The sequence below is a fragment of the Gammaproteobacteria bacterium CG11_big_fil_rev_8_21_14_0_20_46_22 genome, assembly GCA_002796245.1.
Classification (GTDB): Bacteria; Pseudomonadota; Gammaproteobacteria; order UBA12402; family UBA12402; genus 1-14-0-20-46-22.
In genome coordinates, this window is the sequence record PCWT01000073.1 from 39,731 (window position 1) to 60,886 (window position 21,156).

Annotated in this window: 22 protein-coding genes; 14 read left to right on the forward strand and 8 right to left on the reverse strand. The window is 45.7% G+C overall.

All coding sequences use genetic code 11. The features are described 5' to 3' along the window. Position 1: 1 nt before the first annotated feature. Positions 2-928 (reverse strand): hypothetical protein, encoded by a 927-nt coding sequence (locus tag COV52_10295; GenBank protein PIR10086.1) that lies wholly within the window; start codon positions 926-928, stop codon positions 2-4. A gap of 147 nt (positions 929-1,075) precedes the next feature. Here COV52_10295 and COV52_10300 point away from each other — a divergent pair, with 147 nt between their 5' ends. Beyond that, positions 1,076-1,648 (forward strand): DNA-3-methyladenine glycosylase I, encoded by a 573-nt coding sequence (locus COV52_10300; protein PIR10087.1) that lies wholly within the window; start codon positions 1,076-1,078, stop codon positions 1,646-1,648. Here COV52_10300 and COV52_10305 read toward each other — a convergent pair. The 3 genes from COV52_10305 to COV52_10315 form a co-directional block, all read right to left on the reverse strand. Further along, positions 1,608-2,918: an MFS transporter gene (locus COV52_10305; protein ID PIR10088.1), complete on the reverse strand. Its 1,311-nt coding sequence runs from the start codon at positions 2,916-2,918 to the stop codon at positions 1,608-1,610. The two genes, COV52_10300 and COV52_10305, sit on opposite strands and share 41 nt — an antisense overlap. A 2-nt stretch (positions 2,919-2,920) precedes the next feature. Then, entirely contained in the window at positions 2,921-3,949 is a 1,029-nt protein-coding gene (locus tag COV52_10310; GenBank protein PIR10089.1) for a peptidase M14, read from the reverse strand. Between the two features lie 279 nt (positions 3,950-4,228). Then, on the reverse strand, positions 4,229-5,956 hold the full coding sequence (locus tag COV52_10315; protein ID PIR10090.1) for a ubiquinone-dependent pyruvate dehydrogenase: 1,728 nt from the start codon (positions 5,954-5,956) through the stop codon (positions 4,229-4,231). 146 nt (positions 5,957-6,102) lie between these two features. Here COV52_10315 and COV52_10320 point away from each other — a divergent pair, with 146 nt between their 5' ends. The 3 genes from COV52_10320 to COV52_10330 all read left to right on the forward strand — a co-directional run bounded on the left by COV52_10320 (position 6,103) and on the right by COV52_10330 (position 11,207). Continuing rightward, positions 6,103-7,002: a hypothetical protein gene (locus tag COV52_10320; GenBank protein ID PIR10091.1), complete on the forward strand. Its 900-nt coding sequence runs from the start codon at positions 6,103-6,105 to the stop codon at positions 7,000-7,002. A gap of 92 nt (positions 7,003-7,094) precedes the next feature. After that, positions 7,095-10,409, forward strand: a complete 3,315-nt coding sequence (locus COV52_10325; protein ID PIR10092.1) for a hypothetical protein — start codon at positions 7,095-7,097, stop codon at positions 10,407-10,409. 234 nt (positions 10,410-10,643) lie between these two features. Further along, positions 10,644-11,207: a disulfide bond formation protein B gene (locus COV52_10330; GenBank protein ID PIR10093.1), complete on the forward strand. Its 564-nt coding sequence runs from the start codon at positions 10,644-10,646 to the stop codon at positions 11,205-11,207. Positions 11,208-11,245: 38 nt separating this feature from the next. On the opposite strand, the gene COV52_10335 is transcribed toward COV52_10330, so the two are convergent. After that, positions 11,246-12,067, reverse strand: coding sequence for a proline hydroxylase (locus COV52_10335; protein ID PIR10094.1), 822 nt, complete (start codon positions 12,065-12,067; stop codon positions 11,246-11,248). A 193-nt stretch (positions 12,068-12,260) separates the two neighbouring features. Here COV52_10335 and COV52_10340 point away from each other — a divergent pair, with 193 nt between their 5' ends. Then, a complete protein-coding gene (locus tag COV52_10340) occupies positions 12,261-12,737 on the forward strand; it encodes a hypothetical protein (GenBank protein ID PIR10095.1) in 477 nt (158 codons plus the stop codon). 41 nt (positions 12,738-12,778) lie between these two features. Here COV52_10340 and COV52_10345 read toward each other — a convergent pair whose 3' ends face one another. Further along, entirely contained in the window at positions 12,779-13,240 is a 462-nt protein-coding gene (locus COV52_10345; GenBank protein PIR10096.1) for a hypothetical protein, read from the reverse strand. 432 nt (positions 13,241-13,672) lie between these two features. Here COV52_10345 and COV52_10350 point away from each other — a divergent pair, with 432 nt between their 5' ends. Genes COV52_10350 through COV52_10360 form a run of 3 tightly spaced genes read left to right on the forward strand, consistent with a single transcriptional unit; the run spans position 13,673 to position 14,873 of the window. After that, positions 13,673-14,116 (forward strand): hypothetical protein, encoded by a 444-nt coding sequence (locus COV52_10350; protein PIR10097.1) that lies wholly within the window; start codon positions 13,673-13,675, stop codon positions 14,114-14,116. Positions 14,117-14,126: 10 nt separating this feature from the next. Then, positions 14,127-14,483, forward strand: a complete 357-nt coding sequence (locus COV52_10355; protein ID PIR10098.1) for a hypothetical protein — start codon at positions 14,127-14,129, stop codon at positions 14,481-14,483. Between the two features lie 3 nt (positions 14,484-14,486). Beyond that, positions 14,487-14,873 (forward strand): cupin, encoded by a 387-nt coding sequence (locus tag COV52_10360; GenBank protein ID PIR10099.1) that lies wholly within the window; start codon positions 14,487-14,489, stop codon positions 14,871-14,873. Between the two features lie 2 nt (positions 14,874-14,875). Here COV52_10360 and COV52_10365 read toward each other — a convergent pair whose 3' ends face one another. Further along, positions 14,876-15,322, reverse strand: a complete 447-nt coding sequence (locus COV52_10365; GenBank protein PIR10113.1) for a DUF188 domain-containing protein — start codon at positions 15,320-15,322, stop codon at positions 14,876-14,878. Between the two features lie 132 nt (positions 15,323-15,454). Here COV52_10365 and COV52_10370 point away from each other — a divergent pair, with 132 nt between their 5' ends. Both COV52_10370 and COV52_10375 read left to right on the forward strand, forming a co-directional pair. Further along, positions 15,455-16,249, forward strand: coding sequence for a hypothetical protein (locus COV52_10370; protein ID PIR10100.1), 795 nt, complete (start codon positions 15,455-15,457; stop codon positions 16,247-16,249). A 25-nt stretch (positions 16,250-16,274) separates the two neighbouring features. Beyond that, entirely contained in the window at positions 16,275-16,658 is a 384-nt protein-coding gene (locus COV52_10375) for a hypothetical protein (protein ID PIR10101.1), read from the forward strand. 251 nt (positions 16,659-16,909) lie between these two features. Here the strand turns inward: COV52_10375 and COV52_10380 are convergent, their stop codons facing one another. Beyond that, positions 16,910-17,797 (reverse strand): hypothetical protein, encoded by an 888-nt coding sequence (locus COV52_10380; GenBank protein ID PIR10102.1) that lies wholly within the window; start codon positions 17,795-17,797, stop codon positions 16,910-16,912. Between the two features lie 105 nt (positions 17,798-17,902). Here COV52_10380 and COV52_10385 point away from each other — a divergent pair, with 105 nt between their 5' ends. The 4 genes from COV52_10385 to COV52_10400 form a co-directional block, all read left to right on the forward strand. After that, positions 17,903-18,700: a hypothetical protein gene (locus COV52_10385; protein PIR10103.1), complete on the forward strand. Its 798-nt coding sequence runs from the start codon at positions 17,903-17,905 to the stop codon at positions 18,698-18,700. A 273-nt stretch (positions 18,701-18,973) separates the two neighbouring features. After that, the gene (locus COV52_10390) at positions 18,974-19,309 is read left to right on the forward strand and encodes a hypothetical protein (protein ID PIR10104.1); all 336 of its coding nucleotides are present in this window, start codon (positions 18,974-18,976) and stop codon (positions 19,307-19,309) included. After that, complete coding sequence (locus COV52_10395) at positions 19,303-19,656, forward strand: IS66 family insertion sequence hypothetical protein (GenBank protein PIR10105.1); 354 nt, start codon at positions 19,303-19,305, stop codon at positions 19,654-19,656. The genes COV52_10390 and COV52_10395 overlap by 7 nt, the downstream gene beginning before the upstream one ends. A gap of 146 nt (positions 19,657-19,802) precedes the next feature. Beyond that, the coding region (locus COV52_10400) for a transposase (GenBank protein PIR10106.1) at positions 19,803-21,156 on the forward strand (1,354 nt) is incomplete at its 3' end.

Below are 21,156 nucleotides of genomic sequence, written 5' to 3' on the forward strand. Positions count from 1 at the left end.
CTTAAGCGATCACTTCAGCAGCTTTTGAAGGCGCGCACTTGGCCACACACTCAAGCAAATCGTTTAAGAACTCCGATAGATGCTGCGTCATGATATAGAAATCCGTATCAAAACGTTCAGCTTCTGTCTCAGAGCTTTGTGCTTTGGACAGCTCTTTTAAGGCCACATCAAATTTTATGCTGGTGATATCAAAATCCCGGTTGATTGTAAAATCGATGCGATCTTGCCAATTCATACGAAGCTCAGTCACCCAGTAATTGTCATTCAACAGTTGGCTAAATAGGGGGCTGGCCAAATCATGGTCTTTGGTGCGGATGGCGCGGGCTGTATCATCGGGATCTTTCAAAACACAGCGCGGCAGCAGGTAAAAGCCTTTGGGTGCTTGAGCTTTCAGATAATCGGTGAGCAGGGCGCTGACCGGTTGAGTGACGGCCGGCACCAAAGGTGTATTCGGGCAAGCTTTTTGAAAGAGCGACAGAAACTTCTCGATTTGGCGCTTTGAGGTGGTGTTGAGCACCAAGCACTGCTTATGGGTATCGATATAAGAATAAAATTTTGTCTTTCTCGAGAAGGCCTTAGGCATCAATGTTAAAGTTAATTCTTCTTTTAAGGCTTGTTTTTCAGCACGAGAAACACGGCGATGCTCCTCGGCTTCAATGGTCAAAATTTTCTCGGCTAAGGCTTCTCGCACCACACTGGCTGGCAGAATTTTCTCCTCACCTTGAAGGCAAAACATCATATAACCGTTGGCCGCATGCACCAAGGGCGCCTCATCGCCCTGGCCGACAGGCGGCACAAAACCGTAGCTGTACGAGAAACTTGGCGGGCAGGCTCTAAAGGCAAAGGTGGCCAGTTGTTCAGCCAAGGCGTCCGGCTCATAAGCCATTTTATTGTCTAATGTATACACGCGTAGCGCTTTGAACCACATAGGGCTTCCTCACTCAAACTGTTGGATAGGCTGCAGTGTAATGGCAAGCGTCCAGCTTGACAATGCTGGGGGCAAATCATTAGTCTAAGCGACCAGAATACAGGAAGTTATTATGCGTATTTTTTCAACACTGACTCCTTGCATAGTATGTCGAAAACAGCACTAAAAACCCGTTGTGGCTGGGTGAATAACGACCCTTTATACATCGACTATCACGATAAAGAATGGGGCAGGCCCATTCACGACGAGCGAGAGTTGTTCGAGTTTCTGATCTTAGAAGGCATGCAAGCCGGTTTAAGTTGGTACATCGTGCTCAAAAAACGTGATGCATTTCGCAAAGCGTTTGACAACTTTGATGCAGCAAAAATCGCACGTTACACACCGAAAAAAATTGAAGCACTCGCAAAAAATGAAAGCATTATTCGTAACCGTTTAAAACTGAATGCGGCCGTGAGAAATGCAAAAGCGTTTTTAGCGGTGCAAAAAGAGTTTGGTAGTTTTGATCGTTATATCTGGAACTTTGTCGGCGGCAAACCCATTAAAAACCATTGGCAGAGTTTAAGCGAGGTGCCGTGCCTAACCGATATTTCTGACGCCATGGCCAAAGATTTAAAAAAGCGCGGCTTCACCTTTGTGGGCACCAAAATTTGCTACGCCTTTATGCAGGCCACCGGTATGGTCAATGACCACGTGGCGAGCTGTTTTCTCCACCCAAAATGAGCATTTCGTTTTGGGGCCGACAATACGTTTCTTTGAAAAAGAAAAGGCTAAGCACCAGCGCAATCACATACATCAGCGGCAAAAAAGCTAAGCCATATTGAAAATCCAACACGCTCAAGTGATCGGCATTTCCGCCGTGGCTCACATGCGTAATCACCGCGCCAATCAAAAGCGGCAAAATCGCGCCGAGTAAAACAATGACGCCATTGTTTAAACCCAAGGCACTGGCTTTGACATCGGGTGCATTGTGCTCTGCAATCGCAGCAAATCCGAGATTTTGCCCCGTAGCGGCTAAACCTAGCATAAAAAACAAAGCTTCATATTGCCACATAGCATGAATAGGCGCGTAGATAATTAAAAGCGTGCTCATTAAACCGAGCAAAGCGCATAAAATAAAATAAGGCTTGCGGCGCCGGCTTAGGTCCGATAAAAAACCAAAACCTGGGCAACCTATCGCATAGGCAATCCAGGCGATTGAAATCATGTAGGCTGCACTTTGTTGCGGCAAGCCTTTAGCCTGCAAAAAATCCGTGCCCCAAACCGCCGCAATCGCGGCAATCGACACATAGTTTGTCGCCGAATAAAGAGCCACCACCCAAGTTTGAGGCGTTTTAAACAAGTGTTTTAAGCGAAATAAAATCGGCTCGGTTTTCGATAAAAACAACAACCGTTTTTTCGCGCCCTTGGGTTTGTCTTTCACAAACAATAAAGACAATATGGACAACACCAAACCGAACAAAGCAATGCCGCTAAGTGCGATACGCCAATTGGTGTGCGTATCAACCAACCAGGTAATCAGTGGGCCGCCGGCTAACACGGGGCCCATCGTGCCGATAAACTGCGAAGCACCCGCAAAAAATGCGAAGTACTGTCTCGGAAACCAATTTGATGCGATCACCAGCAAACAGACAAAGGCAAACGAGGAACCCAAGCCCATGAGCACGCGGCCAAGCACCGCCGAGGCAAAGCCTGTGGAATGCGCGAATAAAAACGTGGCGGCAGCACAAGCGAGCGTAGCAACGATCATGTTCAACTTCACGCCAAATTTATCCGCCAATACACCCACCGGCATTTGCATCGCGGCATAGGCAAAATAATACGCTGAACCAATCAGCGTGAATTGCTCGATGGTTAAGTGAAGGTCTGCAATAACTTGGTGTGCAATCGAGCCGACAAACGTCCGCAAGAAAAACTCATACAAGAAGAACAGGGCGGCGATAAACCAAACCCATAAACCCAATATGGTGATACGTTGTTGTATGGCTTGCATGTCTACTGACCTGCATCCGGATGAGTCTCAGCATGCCAGTCTTCAAGGTGTGAAGCAGCGCCAGATAGGCGCTCGAATGAAGCGAGCCGAAATAGTGATACGCCCTCATAGACCAATGGCAAATTGTTCATGCTCACAACAACACCCTCATAAGGGGCCAGCACCGACACATCGGAACCTGCACCAAAAGGATCTTTGATTACGGTCAGGCGTTCACCTTTTTTAACGGACTGCCCGAGCTTAATATCGCTGTGGCTCACACCACTGGTGGGCGAGCGCACCCAACGGGTATCGCGCACCAAAAAGGAGCTTTGTTTAGAGGATTTAGCCTTCGTGCTTGGCGCAATCATGCCTAAATGGCGTAAGCTATTGATCACGCCTTTCAAACCGATGCGAATCGACGATTCATCAAAACGCATCGCTTCACCGGCTTCATAAACAATGTAGGGCACTGTTTTTTTATTTGCATAGGCTCGCAAACTGCCTTTGGGTGCCGCCACTTCGGCAATCACCGGTGCGTCGAACGCACGCGCCAGGGCTAATTCATTTTCATGGTTATCGCTGGCAAACACTTGCGGCAGATTGGTGTGGTTTAACCAGCCGGTTTGTAAATCGATGCAATAATCGGCCAAAGAAAAAATCTCGGAGCAAAATAAATTTGCTAATCTTGCCGCGTGTGAACCGTGCTCAGAACCTGGAAAACTCATGCCCAATTCGGCACCGCCGGGCAACGTGCGGGACTTATTAATAAAGCCATACACATTCATAATTGGCACAGTGATTAACGTGCCTTTGAGTTTCTTTAAGTGACTAGATTGCATTAAACGATGAATGATTTCCGCACCGTTAAGCTCGTTGCCGTGCATGGCAGCAATCACTAATAAACACGGACCGGCTTCTTTTCCGTGCACGACTTTAATCGGCATGTACATAGGCGCACAGCTGAATAATTCGGGCAGGGGCAGGGCAAGAGAGGCGCTTTCGCCGGGGTGAATCGTTTCATGATAAATTTTTAACTTACTATTTTTCATACCGTACTACTATCATCTATCGGACGCGCATGATAACAAAGATCGCTTTGTTTCTCAAATGGACGGCGAAAAGTGTACTTGAAGAAGAAAAGCCAGAGGGCAAGAAAAAGTGAGCGCACAGATCTAGGCAACGTCACTAAAGTAGCCTGTCTTTTGTGTTTGAGGGATACCACTTCAAGGACGCCGTGAACCCATCCTTGGGGGCTCTGGGTTCGGCCTCCTGCCTCACACAGCCTCTCAGCGATACCCCTCAAACACTTTATCGACAGGCTATTTTATTCAACGCCAGAGGTTGGTTTTGGCGAGCGTGACAAGCTCATCGCCGCGGCCGCTTAACACCGCCTTGGTCGCGTACAGACCAAACCCTTTGACTTGCTCGGCGGTGACTTTTGGCGGCATGATCAATTCGGTGCGATTGCTCACCACGTCTAACACCACAGGGCCATCATGCGCTAAACATTCATCGATCGCGCCGGCTAAATCTTGCGGTTTTTCCACGCGTATGCCGTGTATGCCCATCGCGTTGGCCATGTCAGCAAAATTCGGATTCTGCAGCTCTGTATCCGCATCCAAAAAGCCGGTGGCTTTCATTTCAAGCTCCACAAAACCTAATGTGCCATTATTGATGATGATCACTTTCACCGGTAAATTCAGCTGTTTTAAGCTAATCACATCGCCCATCAACATGGTAAAACCGCCATCGCCGCATAAGGCAATCACCTGGCGGTTTCGATCGTAACACTGCGCGCCGATCGCTTGTGACAGTGCATTGGCCATGGAGCCATGATTAAACGAGCCTAGCAAACGTCGCCGGCTGTTTAATTGCAAATACCGTGCCGACCAGACCGTGGGCGTGCCCACATCGCAACTGAAGACCGCATCGTCAGCCGCTTTTTCGCTGAGTAATCTCACCAAGGCTTGCGGGTGCACCACGCGGGTTTTATCGCTCACCACCGCGAGCTCATCCAAACCTTCGCGCGCTTTTTGATAGTGCGCGCGTGCGGTGGCTAAATGTGCATCGTCGGCTTTCACGGTTAACTTAGGCAATAAGGCATGAATCGTGGCTTTCACATCGCCCACCACACCTTGTGTTAAACACGCACGCTTGCCGAGGTTCGCCCCCTCAATATCCACCTGGATAATATTCGCTTTTTCGGGATAAAACTGACGATACGGAAAGCTAGAGCCCAAGATGAGCAGGGTGTCACAGGATTCCATGGCGTAATAACCGGATGAAAAGCCAATGAGGCCTGTCATGCCCACATCGTAAGGATTATCGTGTTCCACATGCTCTTTACCCCGTAATGCGTGCACCACTGGTGACTTTAAGGCTTCGGCAAGATTCAAGAGCTCATCGTGCGCGCCAGCACAACCTGCACCGCAGAGAATCGTCACTTTTTCGCTACTATTCAGCAAATTAGCCATCTTATCTAATTCATCACTGGAAGGTATGATCACCGGATTAGGCCGCTCGAGCTTACGCGGCAAAGGCGCATTTTCACAGAGGGAGAGGGCCACATCGCCCGACAGCACAAGAACCGCCACACCACGCTTGGCAATCGCCGCCTGCATGGCCAAATTCAGCATGTGCGGCATTTGGCTAGGGCGCGAAACCACCTCGCAAAACACGCTGCATTCTTTAAACACCGCCTCAGGGTGCGTTTCTTGGAAGTAATTCGAGCCGATTTCAGTGCTCGGGATATGCGCGGCAATAGCCAACACCGGTACTTGATTGCGTTGGCAATCGTACAAGCCATTAATTAAGTGCAAATTGCCCGGGCCACAGCTACCGGCACAGACCGTGAGCTCACCGCTCAAAGCCGCTTCAGCCCCTGCCGCAAACGCGGCCACTTCCTCGTGACGCGTGTGTATCCACTCAATGCTTTTTTGCTCGCGCAGGGCATCGGTAATGCCGTTGAGCGAATCGCCCACGATGCCGTAGATCCGCTTAATCCCTTGCGCATTTAAACTATCGACCAAGACTTGCGCCACATTGTGATGAGCCACGATAAGCTTCCTTGTTTGTGTAACATGAGCATCGAGTATAGGCCGGTGAAAAATAAAATGTCAAAGTCTGTAAGATGTTAAGACTTTCTTAACAATGTTGCTGAACAATGACATACTCAAGCATCGAATGACGAGCCCAATAATCAATGACAAGCAGGCATAGGGATATACAAATTGCAGTCACGCGTCTTTGCAATGAGGCCATAGCTCAAGAAGCAATATCCAAGCGTGCTCTTGCAATTCTTGAGGCGCTTAAGCTTCATATACTCCGAACCAAAGTCGAACAAATCACCCAGCCTTACGCTCTATTTGCTTCCTCAAAATCTCCTATAGATACCGAAAACGAATTGCGCACGGCCAAGGTATTGCAGTATGCCATCGCTAAACTTAATCAACTAAAAGCGTCTCTTCGCCCAACAGAGTTAATAACAGAATTAACGACGCTCGCACAAAGTGGGGCTGAGCCCGCAGGTGCAAGCCCAAGAAGGCCAGCGATGGGCGCTGCAGGTCCATCAAATACCGTCAATCCCTTAAATGTATTGTCCACATCATTCAAGGGCTATTGGGATACTTGCCAAAAACGCATAGAAACCTTATTACGCAAACAAGCGCCGTGTGTTAACGCCAGCACGCGAAGTAATCGGGCAGATCTAGATTTTAACCTCAGAGAATTTATTAAGTCAGTTAACACCTTATTTAAAACACCGGCACCATTTGAAACATCGGCACCATTTGAAACACCGGCACCATTTGAAACACCGGCACCGATTGAAACCCTGATAATCAACATCAAGAAGCTCTACGAAAACCAGGTTTTTAATACGATGAGCCAGAAAAAAGGCATCATGCCAGACGCTGCTTACCGTATTGAGAAAGAACTGAACGCATTCATTCGGTTTTTTAGCCGACACTCGAGCGGCATTAAACATTTCGCCCCTAAAAAGCACCCGCTAGGCCGGCACAACCCCGCCAGTTTGTTTTATCAGTCTCAGCAGCAAGCGATCGAGAGTCGCGATTCTCAACAACTCGACATTACAATGAGTTAAACACACTACGTAGGTATTCACCAAGCCTAAACCTTAAGGTTTCCTTAATCTTTCTACGCCATGCTCAATACAGGGGAAAAAAGGGGAAAGTTATGCGTGGCCGAGAAGTACGCCGTGGTTTATCATTTAACCCAACAACACCTAGTGGACAACGCCCCGGTGTGGCGACACTACAACCTCCCAAAGAAAGCCCGAGCGTGATGACGGCTGAATTTCTTGCCGCTCAAGCAGCAGCACTATCAACACCTAGTCAACAATCTGCGCAAGCGAACACTCCTGGCGATCCTTATACTCCCGGCAATTTCAACTCTGAGATCTTTGTATATACAAGCATCGATATCGCACGTCTTATCAACACCAAAACGGTTGAACTTTGCGATGCAGCGATAAGGGCTATTGACGAGCTTGATCTTGCGGCAGACTTAAAAGAAGCGATCAAAAAACACTTCAATGATCTCAAGTGGGGCACCTTACCCAGCACCTTCGACCCTAAAACGATTAACCTAGATAAGCACACAACAAGACTGGCGAATTGTATCACGGCGCTAAAACAGTATGGAGCTCATATTCAAACTTGGATTGCTGCGTTAGAAAACTTAAAAGAGCAGGGCGATGCGCTTATAAAAGAATTCAAAGCACCAACTCAACAACCGGAAAGTGTAAGCTGCCGCCCCTGTTACACGCCGGGTCGAACCCCGGGAGCTTCAACGCCGTATTCAACATTCAGCGTAACCTCTGAGGCGCAATCGCCCGACATTTTCACAGGTGCAAACCGTACCCTCACAGAGTTTTGCCGCTTAGGCTTTGAATTCACAGCCGAACAAGAGGCGCCTCCTGCAAGGCAGCCCGATCCTTTATCACCGCTTGCATGTCCAGCGGCCACACCACATCAACCCGTGAGACTCAGCTCAGACGACACGCCAATCCATAATAAACGTCAAGATTTAAGCCAAGAGCACCAATTATTTCAAGCTTATTTTCGCCCGCTCATTGCAAGGTTCGAAGAACAACAAGCACGCTACATCCCAACTCAGCACAAGCGATTGGGAAGAATTAATCAAACCCTATCTGAGTTAAACCGCATACTTGATGATTCCGGCTTAAAAATCCCACAAGCTATCATAGCTTGCATGAAATCTGCCTATGAACAATATTTTTTCACGCCTGCCAGCGAGGCAAAACGCCCAGAAAATTTACTGACTATTGAGCGAGAATTTGAAGCTGAAATCCGTGAAGCGGTACTCTTTTTGAGTAACAACACGATTGATCTTTACCAGAGCGTAGGCCAATTACGATTGCCGACTGAGCAAGAAACATCGCTAACTCAACACGAGCAAGAAAAGCTAAAACAACTGAAGCTCAACCTTTTTAGATTAATTCGTGAATCTGAAACATCACAGGTACCCGCTGGTGAAAGCCAGGACGTCATAAATGCTTTTGCAGCAAAACTGAAAACCTTGTTGTTTGCAGATAAGCAGATTTCAAGCGAAGAAGAAGTGGAAGCCTTAACGCAATATGAGCTGCGTAGTGCTGACGAGATTTTGTTTGAGGTTGCTATCATTTACGAAGATAAGTTTCTCACCCCGTTGAGTCGGCACGGCCGCTTTATCCCAGGTATCGCGTATAAATTTGAGCAGCAAATTCGCGAAGCAGCAGGCGAGAGGCTTTCTCGCCTTTGTAACTTACAAAGACTGACAAAAACAGATATCGCGAGAGTCGTTCTTGGCAAAGTGCTTGAGCTTTGTGAGACCATGCCTGAAACATTAGCGCAAAACCTTCAATCACAGATCAATGCACTAAAGTGGAGCACGTTAACCAGCACCGCGAATCCAGACGCTGCTGATATCAGCATTGTTGTGGAAAAGCTCGATGAGCTATTCAAAAAACTTCCCCACCGTAGCGACTACCATAGAAAATTAAGCATATTCCGCAAAAAGATGAATCTGCTCGCAGCTGAGTTCAATCGCTTAGGTATGCCAAGCGGTGCTCAACAACCCTTTAGTGCTAACCATACAACACTGATTGAATTTTGCGAGTTTGATTTTAACTGTAAGGAAGCGATAGAGCGGCCTATGGAAGGCGCTTCACCTCCGGTGGCTCAAGCAGCCAGCCCGCGTCCAGGAACCATCGAAAATCATGAACAAAAACCAAGCCCTCAAGCGTATGCAGCAGAAGAAAAAGGGCTATTTCTGTCATATCTTCAAAATTTAATGTCAACATTAGAGCAGCTCACTGCGACTACAGAAGGTACGGTTTCATCAGCGCTTGAGGTATTCATTGCGAACCTACGAGAACACCATAGTAAAGCACTTTATGATTTGATCGTAGATACGCTTGAGACGGAGCATTATGGCGCAGCTGAAAGCGTGACAAGACAACAGATCGTCAGCGAGTTGCGCGAGTCTTTTAAGACAACCTTTATTGATGCCGTTTCTCGCGATCCTTCAATTCCAAAATCCGCCAATGCTATTCTAGAAAAAGTTAATGGCGCATTAAGTGTGCTTGGTGCTGCGCCTTTTGATCGTACGACACTCACTGTTAAGCCAGAACCCGTGTATGGTACACTAAGACAAAAATCAGACTGTGCTTTCGCTCGTAGAACGCTTGTAGAGTTTTCAGACCGAGTCATAGGGAATATAAACCATTACCCTCCACATTTGCGCAAAAAAATTCGCAATCTTTTTACCGAATTAAAATTACGTACAATACGTAGCAAAGTCGATATCATCCAAGACGTAGTGGAAGAAGTTAATGTCTTCAATTTGAACCTCGTGAAAGCCTCCCTAAAGCCTCACAGCCCATGTCCCAACATTAGAGAGCTAATCGGCGAGATTGATGAAAATTTAAACCTCATTAAAAGCAATACCACTTATTATGAAATCGCACAGGAAGAACAAACAAATCGTGAAATGACATTATTCAAGGACTATTTTTTAAACTTGGCCACACAACTTGAAGCGAAAGCCAACCATCTTGGAAAAGCGCCTCGTGCATCAACAAATCGTGCACGTGAAACAGCTAAAACAAAGCTTCAGGATTTTATCGCTGAATTAAGAAAAATATTGACTCCAGCTAAAGTTCCCTGTGTATTGTCGAAAGGCCCGGCAGGGACCCGCAGCGAAAAAGAAATTACGAAGGCCATTAAGGCTGCCTATAAACAATACTTCTTTGATCCAATGAAAATAGGTGTTGAGGGCAGTACAATGCCTGACTTTGTCTACGATGTCGAAAAAGCCGTTCGCAATGCTTTACTGTTCGTGAGCCGAGATACGATTGATATTGAAAACCGTTTTGCGCCCAAAAAGCACCCTTTACATAAACACCACGCTAGCTTCTACGCAAATCAACAGCAAAGCGCAGGAAGCGCTTGTGGCAGAGATAACATAGTCACAAGGGTTCAATGCTAAAAATAACATGAAAACCCGCAAGAGCTTTGCTAAGCTAGCCTAAACGTTAACCAAGGACACTTCGCCATGATGGCACTTTTATTCACGTTACTCGCTGTATGTGTTCTGCTCGCCGCCTTTGGGCTGCGTCGCGTTGCCATCGCGTGTTTTATCATCACCTTTATCTTGGCTTGCTTGTGGTTTATGCATCACATGAGCGCCAGCATTGAAATCCATTTGTGAGGAGGGGGGGGTATGAGCACAACCACGATCAAACTCATCGAGCGCACGCTCAATGCCTTAGAACTTTGTGGCATTATTGTGGTTTTGCTGGCCGCCTTTGTGTTTCAGTTTGCCTTTGGCGAGCTACCATGTCCCTTGTGTTTATTGCAACGTGTGGGCTTTGTGATGATGGCCTTTGGGTTTATGTTAAATTTACGTTTTGGTCTAAGGCCGAGTCATTATGCCCTGGTGATTTTAAGCGCGCTGTACACCGCCTTTGTTGCACTGCGCCAGATTGCGTTGCATGTATTGCCGGGCAGTGGCGCCTACGGTAGCCCGTTTTTGGGTTATCACATGTACACTTGGTCGTTTATTCTATCCATGGTGATTATTGTGTTCACCACCATCATGCTCTCCATCGATCGGCAATATTTCCCCGTGACTGGGCTTAAGCGCAATAAGATTGTAAGCTATGTTCTTATGCTGATTGTGCTCGGGTTCATCGGCGTGAATATCGTCTCGACCTTGATGGAGTGCGGCATCAAGCAATGCCCGGATAACCCCACAGGACAAACGCATATAAATTTTTCCCCATAAAGTTAAGGCATGTATCCCGCCAAAACGCAAGCCTGAGTTTAAGCCAACCAATCTTTCTTCACATTGCTCGTTAAGCGAGATTGGTTGCGTTTTTCACGCAAAGCATCAAGCGTCTCATCGCCCACTTCATGCGGGCGGGCGATGAAGGTGGTGGAGTGTGCATCGGCGATTTCGTCTTCCGGGCGGCCTACGGTGTAGTAATAGGTGGCGATAGATTTACGGGTCATGCCTTCAGGGCAATTTAAGGGCTCTGGGTGACCGTGATAGGAATGCTCAGAAGTCGTGAACACCGCCAAGCGGTTGAACAGCGGTAAAATCTTCTTTTCGCACTGGTTTAACACATGGCGACCATTTTCACGCTTGCCAGACCACAGCTCAAAATAACCACCGTACTCTTCTTCCCAACTCTGGTTTAAATACAGTAAAACATTCAATCGCCGTTCAAGCTTAAGCTTTTTGTAGTGGTTAAAGTCGATGTGCACATCGAGCTTACCGCCGGGCTTGATTTGATGAATACCGCCGCCACGGTAATACGGATCGGGAATAATGCCATCAATGCCCGTGAGTTTTTCCAAAAAACATAAAAACACCGGCGAGTTCAGCGCGTACAAAATACTCGAGATGGGCGAGGGCAAAAGACCCACCTGATCAAAGGCGAGCTTTTTCTCCAGAGGATTGTCATAGCGGTAAAAATCCAGCTCTTCGGGCTTGGGAAAGGCATCGACCGCGGCCTGCACAGCGAGCTCGTTCAAAAAGTTATCAAACACCGCATGAGAGAAAGGCGCTGCCGTTTGGTAGGCTTGCGCAGACTGCTCGGCCAGGGCTAATAACGCTTTTTCATCTTTGAATATTGCTGTCATGGCACTATTTGCTCTTTGTTTTCACTTAAGGGCATGATACCGAAAATGATTAGGCATGCAACAGTACCTTTTTGTTCAGCAGCCTTAATAATTAGTATTAACGAATAGTTAACACTGACTTGCTTTATATCAATATACTCGCCCTTTAGTTATCGTAAAATGTACCCTGTAAAACAAAAACGAGGCACAGGTCATGAAGAACACATCAAATTCCCATCACTCTTGGCAACTTAAGGCTTATGTCGACTTTTTTGTCGCAGCAGAAGCCGGTGATACAGAGCGCCTAAAAGCGCTCAGCAGCGAAAACATCGTTTGGGACTTTAATGCCGGAAGTCAAACTAAAGAGGGCTTGCCCTGGATTGGCCTGTTTCAAGGGCATGATGAAATTATCCGTGTCGCACAAAAAATCAAACCCTTCAAGATTGAGGTCTTAACACGAGAGTATGATTTAATCATCGAAGACACATCACGATTGATTGTCTTTGCAAAGGATACCATACGAATGTTTGACACAATCGCCATTGAAAATATTCATTTTGCCAATATGGTTGAATTTGAAGGAAAGAAAATATGGCGTATTAAAACAGTAGAAGATAATACACGGATATTAAGCGCGTATAAAGACTGGCAAGAGCGCGAAAGAAGACCAAAGGCGCGCTCTATGCGGTAGCTCAGCAGGTCCCACCGTGAATTAAGAGATAGGTTGACACGCTAGTCGCCGAACGTCATCACGCCATTATCGTCTGGTTGTTCAGGGCAATTCATTTCAGCATTCGGAAATTGCCAGATCAAATTAACCTTGGTGAGATAAACACATTGAAATAGACTAGGCTCTAGCAACACATCATAAATACAGTCAATGTCTGAGGGCTCTGAGTTGGTACCGACTGACAACCCAAAGACAGGAATCGGATCCATCGAATCGGGATCACAAGGCACGAGATTGCCAGCCTTTATATTCGCAGGCGAAGCCTTGGAAGCGACGGTACTGGGCGATGCTTCCATCCTGGCATCGGCGCCCGAAAGCAACCAAGTGTCAGTGTACAGGGTGGTGTTAGTTTGATTATTAATAAGCAGGGAGGCTTCGCCATTGAAGGCCTGCTTGGCAACGGCCAAGACACTTAGTGAAAAAAAAAGCACGATACCGACAGCGTGGATTCGAATGGCTTTCATAATTTCCCCCTTGGACAATGACACCACATAACGAATAACCATAGTCTACTCGTCGAATGCGCTTAAGCAAGGGAAAAAAAAGTGGCGCTAACCCCATGGTTTTAGCGCCACTTTTTTAAAATGCCTAGCGATTAACTAAGAGGCAGGCGTTACGTCGATATTGCCGTTATCAACCTTGCACTGGATGGTTGAAGAGGCAACCGGCAAAGCTTGAGCATCAACACGCTCATCACCATTTTCATCTTGATATACATGATAAGAACACGCTGAGCCTGCGCCTTGCCCTGTGATTGTGACCACGAACGAAGCCATGCGCGCATGTGGTCGCACTTTACAGATTGAGCAATTTTTGTCAAGCCAAAAATGCAGTGGTCGACAAGAGCAGCCCTTTAGAACACAATAACATTCTTCACCCCCCTGGGAGCAAACCTCATGAACTCAACACCACGCATCGAATTTCACGGCCAGACAATTGACGTGTTACTACAGAAATCACAAACGCCCAGTCAGGCAGAATGCTTTCACTACACTTTGCCCAAAGGTTCAGAGCCCGTGCCCGCGCATATTCACGCAGAAGAAGAGGAGTTCTTTTTTATCATTGATGGCCAGGCATGTTTCACAATCAATGGCGAAAAGCGCATCGCCAAAGCCGGAGACTTTATTCCCGTGCATCGCGGCACGCCGCACGGCTTTCAACAACACGGTGACAAAGACTGCATCATGTGGGTTGTGGCAAGCGGAAAAAATTCTTTGGCCGATTACCTAAAAGGCGTGGCTGAAATTCTTAATGGCAATGACAGCGAAGCACTCGCGAAAGAAAGATTTTTGGCCTTATTTAAGCGCTACGGCGTCACCATTCCAAACTTCGAGCTTTAATAGGTAGCCTATGAAATTTTGTAAAAAAACTGACATCATCAAGCGAAACAACGCAGACAACTGCGTGGTGTCTGAATACCCCACCAACGATCAAGACCTAGATTTCGCTATCGTTCGTGTGGATGGCCGATACCCTGAAACTGGCTTTGCTGTGAACCGCGAGGTGAAGGAAATTGTCTATATTGGCGAGGGCAGTGGGTTGGTTTTTGTTGAGAACCAGCGCATTGAGCTCAATCAAGGTGATGTGATCCTCATCAACCCGGGCGAGCTTTTTTACTGGGAAGGGCATTACACGCTGCATATTGCTTGCAACCCCGCCTTTACGCCAGAGCAACATCAACACGTGAACGACACCGAACAGGTATAAAACATGCAAACGCAAAGCACACCAGAAACCTATCAACACACATCCCCGGCAGGCGCCGAAGTTCGACTACTGATGAACAATGAGCAGGGTGGAATGGCACACTGCACGCTGAAAGCCAATACGGTTTCCAGAGCCGTTAGGCACCATACTGTAAGTGAGTTTTGGTATGTGTTATCCGGCTCAGGCGCGATTTGGCGCAGAGAGAACAATGAAGAACAGATCACCACGCTCACACCAGGCGTGAGCATAGACATCCCTTTGGGTTGCGATTTTCAATACCGCAGTGATAATGCTGATCTGGTATTTATTTGTGTTACTTTGCCACCATGGCCTGGTGCGGACGAAGCCAGCTATGTCAAAAAGGGAGCTTGGGCGCCCACTGTCAAATAAAGCTAGCGATTCTGCGCCAAGTAGCGGTCCAGGTGATTAGAAAATTCTTGAATGTCCTTGGCGCTCATCTGCGAACCACCACCGCGTATCATGCCGCTGTCACGCAACACTTCGTTGATGTTGCGCGTGGCTAAAATTTGCTTAATGTTTTCAGCCAAGTAAAATTTACCGCGTGGATTGAGTGCCGCCGCATTTTTGGTGAGGGCCGCATCAGCCAATGGAATGTCGGCCGTGATCAGCAAATCCTTTTCTTCAATGTGCTCAACGATGTAATGATCCACGACATCAAAGCCAGACTCGACAATTTTTCGTGTGATAAACGGCGAGGGGGGTATGTCAAAATAATGATTCGACACAATACAAAGCAGCGTTTTTGTGCGCTTTGCCGCATTAAACAGTATTGTTTTTATCGCCTTAGGGCAGGCATCACCATCAACCCAAATCTTCATCACAGACCACGCCAGGTTATTTTCAGGCATGAATCTTACCACATCAACGATGAAGTGGTATGATCGCAGCATAAACCGTATGCATGAAAAGCAGAAGACTATTCACGTCGCTAACTGGAGTCAAAAATTAACATGTGGTGGACTGACCTTATCTATCTAGTCGTCGGTTGCTTGGGCGGCATCATTATTGGCGCACTGGGTAGCGGCAGCAGCTTGATCATTTTACCCGCTTTATCGCTGATTTTTCCGCTGATTTTTCCAGCCAATCTTGCGCTTAAAATGGCCGTTGGCACCTGTCTTGCAACACTCATTATTGGGGCGATCTCAGGTGCAGCCAGTTATTTGAAAGCCGGGCACCATGACAACACCTTACTTAAGCTTTGCCTGCCTGGCGTTATCCTTGGCGGTATCGTGGCACCTTTTACTGCACACTATTTACCCACAGGTTTGCTTAAGTGGTACATCGGCTTATACATTTTTATTATGGGGGTGTATAAGCTCATCAAGCTTTTTCAACACCGTCACAAACACATTGAAACAAAGCCTTTGCAGCCCGCTCTGATTTTCACCGTCAGTTTCGTGAGTGCTTGTTTAAGCGGCATGGCGGGTGTTGCCCTAGGCATCATCATGATTCCTTTTTTGTCTCGCTATGCCGATCATAAATCCGTGGTTGGCAGCAATTTGGTGCTGGCCGTGCCATACGCTATTATTGGTAGCATAGGCTATGCCACGTCGGGCCTGTCTGTCACGCACAGCATTCCTGCCTCGCTGGGTTATATTTATTTGCCAGCCTTTATCTTTATTTCAATCACTATGCTAATTTTCCCACCACTGGGTTTAAGGCTTGTCAAAGAAGTGCCGGTGCGGCGTATGCAAACTATCTTCTACACGTATCTTGTGATTATTGGGGCTATTATTGTCGTTTAAATCAATCAATGAATAGGGGAATCGAATGATACAGTTTAACACTATCGCGCCACCCAACTCACCGAATTTTTGCTTGGTTTATAGCGCAAAGCAAAAGCCGGGCGACCGTATTATCCAACCACCGGTTTACGATCGTAATATCCATGATGTCGAAAAACAGTGGCTAGCATACATTTCTAAACAACCCAGAATAAAACGTTTATCTGTCGACAAACACCAGCATCATTATCGCTTCGAACAACGCTCAGCCGTGTTTCATTTCCCTGATATTATTGATATCCAATTTGTATCGCTTGGACAGAAGAAAACCACTGTTTATTTCTATAGCAGAAGTGTTTATGGTTATTATGATTTTGGTGTCAACTGTAAGCGCTTAAAGCGGTGGCTGATCGAGAAACCATCCAGCTAATTTTAAGCAAAACTTGGCAGTTATTGCTCGCCTATGATAAAGATAATCTCGATTTTCCAAAAAATGCAGCCAAAAAAACCACACTAACCCAAAGGCTGCTTGTTACTTAAATCGAATGCCTGAGAAACGAGCAGGACAATTTGCCGATTTAAAGCTTCTGAGGCTTCAAGCTATATGAGTGGTAGTGTTATTAATGTTGATGGTGGGCTTTCTTCAGATGTATTTATGCGGCTCGATTTTTAGTGCTATTACTAGGTTCTAGTGAGCCTTTCTGAAAAGTAATCAACGAACACACGTATTTTGGGGTCAATATACTGTTGGTAATGATAATACATGGCGATATACGTTTTATTTTTATTCAGCCTCGGTAAGATTTCTACTAGCTTGCCTGATTGAAGTTCGTGAATAACTTCGTATTCTTTAATAAAAATAAAACCCAAGTGTTTAAGTGCTAATTCAATGGCTGTTTGGTCGTCATTGACGCGAATATAGGGTTGGTTAATTTCAAGTGATTTATTATCACTTAATTGAATTGTGTTTAAAGGTGCGCGAGCACACAAGCCAATGTAATGCAACTGGTGTAAGTCGCTTAATTTTTCAGGTTCACCCTGTTGCTTTAAATATTGTGGTGAAGCACATAAAATATCGCGCGTGATAAAGCAGTTCTTTCTCACCAGGTTTTCATGCTGAATAAAATCAGGGGCAATTAAGATATCCTGTTTTCCAGGAACGTAGTCAGAAGATTTTTCAGCGATATCAAAAACTAAATTGATATCCGGATAGCGCTTTAGAAAATTTTCGATATGGGGAACAATCCAACCATTGGCAATGGCGCGGTTAACGCTGATCATCAAACGGCCTTTGGGTTTTGCTTTATCAAGCTTTGCAATTTGATGGGTTTCATCGAGTTTCTCAAGGAGTTCTTTGTAAGCATGGTAATAACGCTCACCAATAGGGGTGAGCTTAGAGGTTTTGTTATCACGCTCCAGCAATAAAACCCCTAGTTTTTCTTCTAGCTTGGCGAGTTTTTTATTAATCGCAGCACCGGTTTGATGTAGCCGTTTCGCCGCTTCTAGCTGAGAGCCGCAATCCACAATCGTCACAAAAGCTTCAATACAGGCAAGTTCATTCATAAGCATTATAACAAATAGTTAATATGGTAAAGATTATAGTCAATATGCTAACAATTTGCCAAATATTAAAATAGGGCAGTTATTAATCAAAAGTGATATTTGGAGTGAGTGATGGCAAAGCAGCACAAAAAGTTTAGACAAGCAAAAAATCCTTATGATGATATATCCTCGGGAAGTTGGATTGAATTGCAGGAACTTGATGGCGACATGCCAAAAGCAGCAACCATAGCGCCCGATACTCCTAAAGCAAAAACTACAGCTCTTGATATTCCTTATGATGCATGGTCGTTAATTTTGCAACATTTTGATCGCGCAGAATTAGCTGGATTCATGAGAACATGTCGTACATTTAAAGAGGTTGCACAGGAAGAATTTTTTTATTTACCGATAAAAAAGGAGGTTATCCGTTTAAACAGTGAGGAAGTTAACGTTTTCATACGTCTTAGTATTTCGAATATTAAAGAAAAGATAACAGCACCAGATTGGCCGGAATATAATACAAGTGAATTACCAGAAAAACCATGGAAACCGACGGATTACTTGTACCTGAATATTATACCGGAATTAATAACCATCCATGAGTTGTTCGATCTTTTTTTTAAAAATACCTTTGCAGAAAAACCTTTTGTCAAAGTGCTAGGTGAGCTAAGGCAGTATTACAAAGAATTTGGACCTTACTTTCAACGAATGCATTTGAAGGACAAGGCGCAGTTTTTTGAGTTTGTTGATAAAAAATATAAGGAAATTGTAAGTTTATTAAAGCGAGAGAAAAAAACGAGAAGGATTTCTTTTTTTCATCGTACACAACCGACTATAATAAGCGAACTATACAAATTGATGCAGCTGGTTATTGAGAAATCACCCGTGTCGCACGTGTGGTCATGTCCATGTACGTTATACCCACGGTAATTTTTGTTATATAAGGTAGTGTAATATTAAATGGGCGTAGTTGCAGTTATGACTTGAATCCACCACTTACCAGATACGGAAAAGACTGATAACTGAAATTATCAGTCTTTTTGTTTGGGGGAAAAAGGCGGACTCAACTGATAAGTGGGTCCAACTCCAAAAGCGGTCCAAAAGTGTCACTCATAGAAGTAAGCGGTAATTTATCCCCACCTTTCAAAGCCATCAAAAACGCTTAACACTGTCTTCATCGATAAACGATGAGGAGATGAGCCGATGGGCGAACGGTCAAAGCAATCCAGCAAAAAGTTAAGCCGCGAGGACTGGCGAGCACACTATGAAGCCTGGGTGTCGAGCAGTGAAAGTCAGACCACGTATTGTGAGCGACATGGTTTAAACTATGCGTCGTTTTATTACTGGCGCACACAATTAAGCCAGAATTCAGACAGGGCTAAATCACGGTTCGAAACGCTGACGGTTCCAGCACCCCAACATGCTTCGTCTAACATTCGAATTCATCTACCCAACGGTATTCAGCTATCGATCAGTGCATCAGCCCAGTTAGGCTTGGTAAGCGATGTGCTTCAGTTGTTGGGGGTTTCAACATGTTAAGCTTTTCTGAATCCATCAAGGTTCATTTATCCTTAACACCCATTGATATGCGCAAATCGATTGATGGGTTGGTGGCGCTTGTTGTTGATGAGTTAGAACAATCGCCGCAATCGGGCGACGTGTTTGTATTTTATAATAAAGCGAGAGATAAACTGAAATTGGTCTACTGGGATCGCAACGGTTTTGCGCTTCATTACAAGCGATTGGATAAAGGTCGATTTCGTATTGAGCGAAATCAAGCTGGGCGATTGGAAGTGACTGCGCAACAATTACAATGGCTATTAGCCGGTTTAGAATTTCAATTAATGCAGCAATTTAATGAATTAAATTACACACATTATTATTGATCCTGGTATACTGTTTTCATGTTAGAGATCAGCGAATTACAGCATAAAACGCCTGAAGAATTAACAAAAATTATCGTCACGCTGAGTGAGAATTTACAAAGTCAAATCGATTTAAAACACATTGAGTTACAAAAAAACAAACACTCATTGATCTACTCTACGAACAAATTTACTTATTAAAGCACGGCAAGTTCGGCGCGAGCTCAGAGCGTTATATCGATGAACAGCCGCAAGGTCGCTTGTTTGATGAAGCTGAATTACCACAAAACACACCTGAAATTGAAGCTGCCGATGAAAGCATTACGGTACCTGAACATCAGCGCAAGAAGCGCGGGCGCAAGCCTTTACCGGAAGACTTGCCTCGTGTTGAAATCATTTATGATTTGGCCGACGGCGATAAGCAATGTACTTGTGGCTGTCAATTGACCTGCATCGGTGATACGCGCACAGAACAGCTTGAGATCATTCCGGCCAAGATGCAGGTTTTAGTGCATGTTCAGAAAAAATATGCGTGTAAAGGTTGTGAAGAAACGATTAAAATGGCGGATAAGCCCAAGCAACCGATTCCGAAAAGCATCGCGGCGCCTGGATTGCTTTCGCATGTACTAACGCAGAAGTATCAGTACCATTTGCCGCTGTATCGTCAGGAGATGATGTTCCAAGGCATTGGGGTGGATATACCGCGCGCCACCTTGAGTCTTTGGGTCATACGTTGCAGCGAATTACTACAACCCTTGGTGAATCTGCTTGAAGATGACATTCTGAATTATGATATTGCCTATGCGGATGAAAGCACACTTCAAGTATTAAAAGAACCCGATAAACCGGCGCAAAGCCAATCCTATCTATGGTGCTTTGGTGGCGGGCCACCCGGTCGATTCAGTGTGGTGTATCATTATCACCCGAGCCGTGAGCATCAAAAAGCGATCGACTTCTTTGAAGGCTACAGGGGCTATCTCCATTGTGATGGCTATCAAGCTTACGACGCTGTGAAAAAGAAAGATCCGGAAGAAATTACCTTAGTGGGTTGTTGGTACCATGCTCGCCGCAAATTTGTGGAGGCTGAGAAGGTCAGCAAGAAACCGGGTTTAGCCAAATACATCATTAAGGAAATTCAGCATCTTGCCAAAGTCGAAAAAGCGATTCAGGCTGAACAGTTGAAAGCTGAGGCAGCCAAGCGGTATCGCATAGAAAAAGCTTTACCCACGATCAAAAAAATCAAACTAAAACTGGATGATCATCACGACAAAGTCTCTTCACAAAGCAAGCTGGGTCAGGCGATAACGTATACACTGAACCAATGGCCGAAGTTGTTAACGTATCTCGAAGATGGCCGCTTAGAAATCAGTAACAATCGTATGGAGCGTGCAATCAAACCCTTCGCGGTTGGACGGAAAAACTGGCTCTTTGCTAACAGTGTTGCTGGCGCCAAAGCGGGCGCGATTATCTATAGCCTGATTGAAACGTGCAAAGCCCACAGCATCAACCCATACGACTGGT

Bases quoted from the DNA above. Each gene is read 5' to 3' on its own strand.
- COV52_10300 (PIR10087.1), top strand. From the start codon at position 1,076: ATGTCGAAAACAGCACTAAAAACCCGTTGTGGCTGGGTGAATAACGAC.
- COV52_10340 (PIR10095.1), top strand. From the start codon at position 12,261: ATGAAGAACACATCAAATTCCCATCACTCTTGGCAACTTAAGGCTTAT.
- COV52_10385 (PIR10103.1), top strand. From the start codon at position 17,903: ATGGCAAAGCAGCACAAAAAGTTTAGACAAGCAAAAAATCCTTATGAT.
- COV52_10335 (PIR10094.1), bottom strand. From the start codon at position 12,067: ATGACAGCAATATTCAAAGATGAAAAAGCGTTATTAGCCCTGGCCGAG.
- COV52_10370 (PIR10100.1), top strand. From the start codon at position 15,455: ATGTGGTGGACTGACCTTATCTATCTAGTCGTCGGTTGCTTGGGCGGC.
- COV52_10350 (PIR10097.1), top strand. From the start codon at position 13,673: ATGAACTCAACACCACGCATCGAATTTCACGGCCAGACAATTGACGTG.
- COV52_10355 (PIR10098.1), top strand. From the start codon at position 14,127: ATGAAATTTTGTAAAAAAACTGACATCATCAAGCGAAACAACGCAGAC.
- COV52_10380 (PIR10102.1), bottom strand. From the start codon at position 17,797: ATGCTTATGAATGAACTTGCCTGTATTGAAGCTTTTGTGACGATTGTG.
- COV52_10330 (PIR10093.1), top strand. From the start codon at position 10,644: ATGAGCACAACCACGATCAAACTCATCGAGCGCACGCTCAATGCCTTA.
- COV52_10325 (PIR10092.1), top strand. From the start codon at position 7,095: ATGCGTGGCCGAGAAGTACGCCGTGGTTTATCATTTAACCCAACAACA.
- COV52_10295 (PIR10086.1), bottom strand. From the start codon at position 928: ATGTGGTTCAAAGCGCTACGCGTGTATACATTAGACAATAAAATGGCT.
- COV52_10365 (PIR10113.1), bottom strand. From the start codon at position 15,322: ATGAAGATTTGGGTTGATGGTGATGCCTGCCCTAAGGCGATAAAAACA.
- COV52_10390 (PIR10104.1), top strand. From the start codon at position 18,974: ATGGGCGAACGGTCAAAGCAATCCAGCAAAAAGTTAAGCCGCGAGGAC.
- COV52_10305 (PIR10088.1), bottom strand. From the start codon at position 2,918: ATGCAAGCCATACAACAACGTATCACCATATTGGGTTTATGGGTTTGG.
- COV52_10310 (PIR10089.1), bottom strand. From the start codon at position 3,949: ATGAAAAATAGTAAGTTAAAAATTTATCATGAAACGATTCACCCCGGC.
- COV52_10320 (PIR10091.1), top strand. From the start codon at position 6,103: ATGACAAGCAGGCATAGGGATATACAAATTGCAGTCACGCGTCTTTGC.
- COV52_10395 (PIR10105.1), top strand. From the start codon at position 19,303: ATGTTAAGCTTTTCTGAATCCATCAAGGTTCATTTATCCTTAACACCC.
- COV52_10345 (PIR10096.1), bottom strand. From the start codon at position 13,240: ATGAAAGCCATTCGAATCCACGCTGTCGGTATCGTGCTTTTTTTTTCA.
- COV52_10375 (PIR10101.1), top strand. From the start codon at position 16,275: ATGATACAGTTTAACACTATCGCGCCACCCAACTCACCGAATTTTTGC.
- COV52_10360 (PIR10099.1), top strand. From the start codon at position 14,487: ATGCAAACGCAAAGCACACCAGAAACCTATCAACACACATCCCCGGCA.